Below are 4,201 nucleotides of genomic sequence, written 5' to 3'. Positions count from 1 at the left end.
TTTTTTTACATTATTCACGTCTAACAACATGATATCCATGCTTCCTTTCTTTTTATTACACTCTTTAATTTATCACTTACTTCTATCATAAAACAAAAAGAAACCAGTAACATTAATCATTTCTTAAAAATGTTACTGGTTATCCTTACATTATTGAAAGTTTAATTATTTTCTGGGAAATGTATGTCAAATGTAGTTCCTTCATTGAGCGTTGAAGACACTTCTACTTTATGATGTAAATGTGCCGATATATGTTTAACAATAAATAATCCAATGCCACTTGAATGTTGATGAAGTCTTCCGTTATAGCCCGAGTAGCCTTTATCGAAGATTTTGGGAAGATCGGCTTTACTAATTCCTACACCATTATCTCGTATAGATAGCACTTGATTTTCGTTGTTAAACGTAATCCAAATGTCTTTACCACGTGCATATTTCAAAGCATTATTAAGAATTTGTTCTATCATGATTGTACACCATTGAACATCAGTAAGTACTTCATCTTCACAACGTGTGTAATGAATGTTTGTTTTTTGGTCGATGAATTGAATCGAATATTTCATAATAAGCGGTTTAACGAGATCGTTAATGGTCACTTTCGAAAAGGACATATCCGTTTCTTGATTCATTAATTTTAAATAGCTGAGTGCAAGACTCGTGTAGTTATCAATTTGTATAATTTCTTGACGCACGCGATTCACTACATTATCTTCATTTCTTTCTAACAGGAGTTTCGAAGCGGTAATAGGTGTCTTCATTTGATGCACCCATGTTAAAAAATAGTTCTCAACATTGACTTGGTATGCAGCTTGTTCATTTTTTACACGTTGTAATTCATCTTCTAAGTCAGCAACTTCTTCTTTTAAAGACACTGCTTCTTGAAATCCACTAAGTTGAATCAACCAAAAAATAATCATTATGAAAAGAATAATTGCCATACCTAGAAAGAATGCATTAAAAGGCAAATTAAAAAGAAAGAAAATCACCAAGAAAAGTAATAGAAATAAAGCTACTATCATCATTTGATGACGTATCGATTTTATAAATGCTTTTAACATCATATTTACACCTTATATCCTACATTTTTCTTTGTCTCAATGAAATCAACAATACCGATAGATTGCAGTTTTTTACGTAGACGTGTCATATTTACTGCTAACGTATTATCATCAATAAAATTCTCCGATTCCCAACATTTTTCAATGATTGCTGTACGACTGACATATTTCCCTGCATTTTGAAATAATTTATTCAAAATTTGTAGTTCAGTAAACGAAAGTTGTACAGAGTCATTGTTGTAATATAGTGTGGCTTCATCAACAACGAGCTTACACCCTTTAACAGTAATTTCATTATTTGAAACCGTTAAATCATATGTTCTACGTAACAATGCTTGAATTTTCGCTATAGTAAGTGACAAATTAAATGGCTTTTCAATAAAGTCATCTCCGCCCATTTGAATTGCCATAATTTGATCCATATTGTCAGTACGCGAACTAATGAAAATAATTGGGACATTAGATACTTTACGTATCTCTTGGCACCAATGATAACCATTAAATGTAGGTAAATTAATATCTAATAACACAAGTTCAGGTTCTACAGTTTTAAATTCTTCAAGAATATTACCAAACTGCTTAGCAATACTCACTTCATAGTTCCAATGTGAGAGTTCATTCCCTAGACTTTCTGCAATGACGACATCATCTTCGACAATCAATACTTTCATTTTTTTCATCCTTTATTTTGCGTCATGATCATTATTGTCATTAGGATTAGACATTATATTTTTTTCTTGTTCAAATTTATTTTCTTTATGTTTCATTTTTTTCTTACGTTTTCTTTCTTCCATAATAGATAATGCGATAAATACAACTATCAGTAAAGGAGATAACATTACGAATATCATTATTGATTCACCTCTATATATTTATTCATGACATGATTTCTTTAACTTTATTTTAACGCTTTTTCTTTAAATTGAATATATTCGAGATTAACTGTTTCATAAAAAAGTAAGGAGCGAGATTCGAATTCATTTTGAATACGCCGTCTCACTCCCATGCTTCTTTTACTTTTAATCTTCTTTATTTAAAATATACTTTCTAATATCTTCTATGGTGATCGCTTCTTTAATTTGTCTTTTGATATCATTGATTTTTGCTATTCTTCCAATACTCCCTGCCCAACTTTTAGGACTATGCTGTTTCCAATCATCTAATTCTTTAAATAGTTCTTGTAATGTTGTCATATGTTTACCACCTTTTTTTAATTTGGGTAAATAAAATAGCCCTCCTTAAATAAGAAGCGCTTGTCGACATCTTCTTATCTTTCAGGAAAATCCTGTTGGATGTAGCACCTCACGCAAAGCGCAGTTGCTGAAGTTTCATAGGGCCAATTCCCTCCACTTACTCTTAATAAGATTAAACTATTTTATTTAATATTATTATAGCATACATTTTCAATTCTTTATATTAAATTAATTTATTAAATCATAGAATATGATAAATTAATAATTTTTTACAATACCTTAAACTAAAGTTTACTAAATACTTACTTCAAATCAAATAAAGTTTCTTAATATAAATATGTAAGTAATCTATATTTTACATATTAGGGGGCTTTTTTAATTATGAGTTTTATTAATAAATTTGGAAAAACCACAGTAGCAACTTCAATCCTAGCTGCTTCAGTATTAGGTACAACACATGTATCATTTGCATCTGGTGCTGGACAAGGCGCTCAAGGTCAACAAGGTCAAGATGGCGATTACATGGCCATCGGTAACACTAAAAATCCTAAAAATGTGATTTTCATGGTTGGAGATGGTATGGGTCCTTCTTATAATTCAGCTTACCGTTATTATGCAGATAATCCTAATACCAAAGAATTAGATCAAACTGCTTTTGATAAATATTTAAAAGGGACTAACCGTACTAACCCTAATGATCCTAAAGAAAATGTAACTGACTCAGCTGCAGGTGGTACAGCTTTCGCTACAGGTCATAAAACATATAATGGTTCAATCTCTGTAGATAATGATAAAAAACCTTTAAAATCAGTATTAGAATATGCTAAAGAACAAGGTAAATCAACTGGTTTAGTGACAACAGCAGAAGTCACTGATGCAACCCCAGCTGTGTATGCGGCACATGTAGATGATCGTGATAAAAAAGATGAAATTGCACAACAATTTTATAATGATAAAATTAATGGCCAACATAAAGTAGACGTTCTTTTAGGTGGAGGCTCTAAATACTTCGGTAAAGAAAATGGTCATTTAACTGAGAAATTTCAAAAAGATGGGTACGACTATGTAACCAATAAGACTGACTTAGCTAACTCTAAAAATGATCAAGTATTAGGTTTATTTGCTGAAAAAAATATGCCGTTACAAATTGATGCACCACAACAAAATCCATTATTAGCAGATATGGAAGACAGTGCATTATCTAAATTAGAAAAAAATGATAAAGGATTCTTCTTAATGGTAGAAGGCGCTTCAATTGATAAATCTGGTCATCCTAATGATATCACTGGTGTCATGTCAGAAATGAGCGGTTTCGATAAAGCATTCCAAAACGCTATCGACTATGCGAAAAATCATAAAGATACATTAGTTGTCGCAACTGCTGACCACTCAACTGGTGGTTTATCCATCGCTAAAGGTAAAGATTATGTATGGAATCCAGACGCTATTCATAAAATGAAACATTCTGGTAGTTACATGACTGAACAAATTGCTAAAGGTAAAGATCCTGAAACAGTGATCAATGAAGGTTATGGTGTCGACTTCCCTGAAAAACAACTAGATAAAGTTAAAGAAGCTGCAAAAGAACTTAAAGACGTAACTGATAAAGCAAAAGACGATAAAGATCCGAAAATTGCTGAAGCAACAACTCAATTACAAGATGCAATTCAAAAACCAATTAACGATGCATCTCATACTGGTTGGACAACATATGGTCACACTGGTGAAGATGTAAATACTTATGCATATGGTCCAGGTGCTGATAAGTTCCGTGGTAACATTGATAACACGGATAGTGCGAAAAACATCTTCGACTTCTTTGGTCAAGATGTCACTTCTAACCAAAATCAACAATAGTATTTAGCTCATAGATAAGACGCTCTCTATAATTAAAGAGCGTCTTATTTTATGGTCAGAAAAAAAGAGGCTGGGACATAATTCCTAACAAAA

At 31.8% G+C, this 4,201-nt stretch carries 5 protein-coding genes and 1 riboswitch; of the genes, 1 reads left to right on the top strand and 4 read right to left on the bottom strand.

Going from position 1 to position 4,201, the window contains the following annotated elements; translation table 11 throughout:
* Positions 1-161: 161 nt before the first annotated feature.
* The 4 genes from HMPREF2930_RS09560 to HMPREF2930_RS11610 all read right to left on the bottom strand — a co-directional run bounded on the left by HMPREF2930_RS09560 (position 162) and on the right by HMPREF2930_RS11610 (position 2,251).
* The gene (locus HMPREF2930_RS09560) at positions 162-1,058 is read right to left on the bottom strand and encodes a sensor histidine kinase (RefSeq protein ID WP_017175465.1); all 897 of its coding nucleotides are present in this window, start codon (positions 1,056-1,058) and stop codon (positions 162-164) included.
* Positions 1,059-1,063: 5 nt separating this feature from the next.
* Positions 1,064-1,729: a response regulator transcription factor gene (locus HMPREF2930_RS09555; RefSeq protein WP_017175466.1), complete on the bottom strand. Its 666-nt coding sequence runs from the start codon at positions 1,727-1,729 to the stop codon at positions 1,064-1,066.
* A gap of 12 nt (positions 1,730-1,741) precedes the next feature.
* Entirely contained in the window at positions 1,742-1,909 is a 168-nt protein-coding gene (locus tag HMPREF2930_RS11615) for a hypothetical protein (RefSeq protein ID WP_017175467.1), read from the bottom strand.
* 168 nt (positions 1,910-2,077) lie between these two features.
* On the bottom strand, positions 2,078-2,251 hold the full coding sequence (locus HMPREF2930_RS11610) for a hypothetical protein (protein ID WP_017175468.1): 174 nt from the start codon (positions 2,249-2,251) through the stop codon (positions 2,078-2,080).
* A 71-nt stretch (positions 2,252-2,322) separates the two neighbouring features.
* Positions 2,323-2,424, bottom strand: a riboswitch (SAM riboswitch).
* Positions 2,425-2,632: 208 nt separating this feature from the next.
* On the opposite strand from HMPREF2930_RS11610, the gene HMPREF2930_RS09550 reads away from it, so the two are divergent.
* Positions 2,633-4,108, top strand: coding sequence for an alkaline phosphatase (locus HMPREF2930_RS09550; protein WP_017175469.1), 1,476 nt, complete (start codon positions 2,633-2,635; stop codon positions 4,106-4,108).
* Positions 4,109-4,201 lie beyond the last annotated feature (93 nt).

The organism is Staphylococcus sp. HMSC068C09, from assembly GCF_001813735.1.
GTDB classification, from domain to species: Bacteria; Bacillota; Bacilli; order Staphylococcales; family Staphylococcaceae; genus Staphylococcus; species Staphylococcus hominis.
Note: the sequence above shows the minus strand (reverse complement) of the source record. Positions and strands in the feature narration are given on the sequence as shown.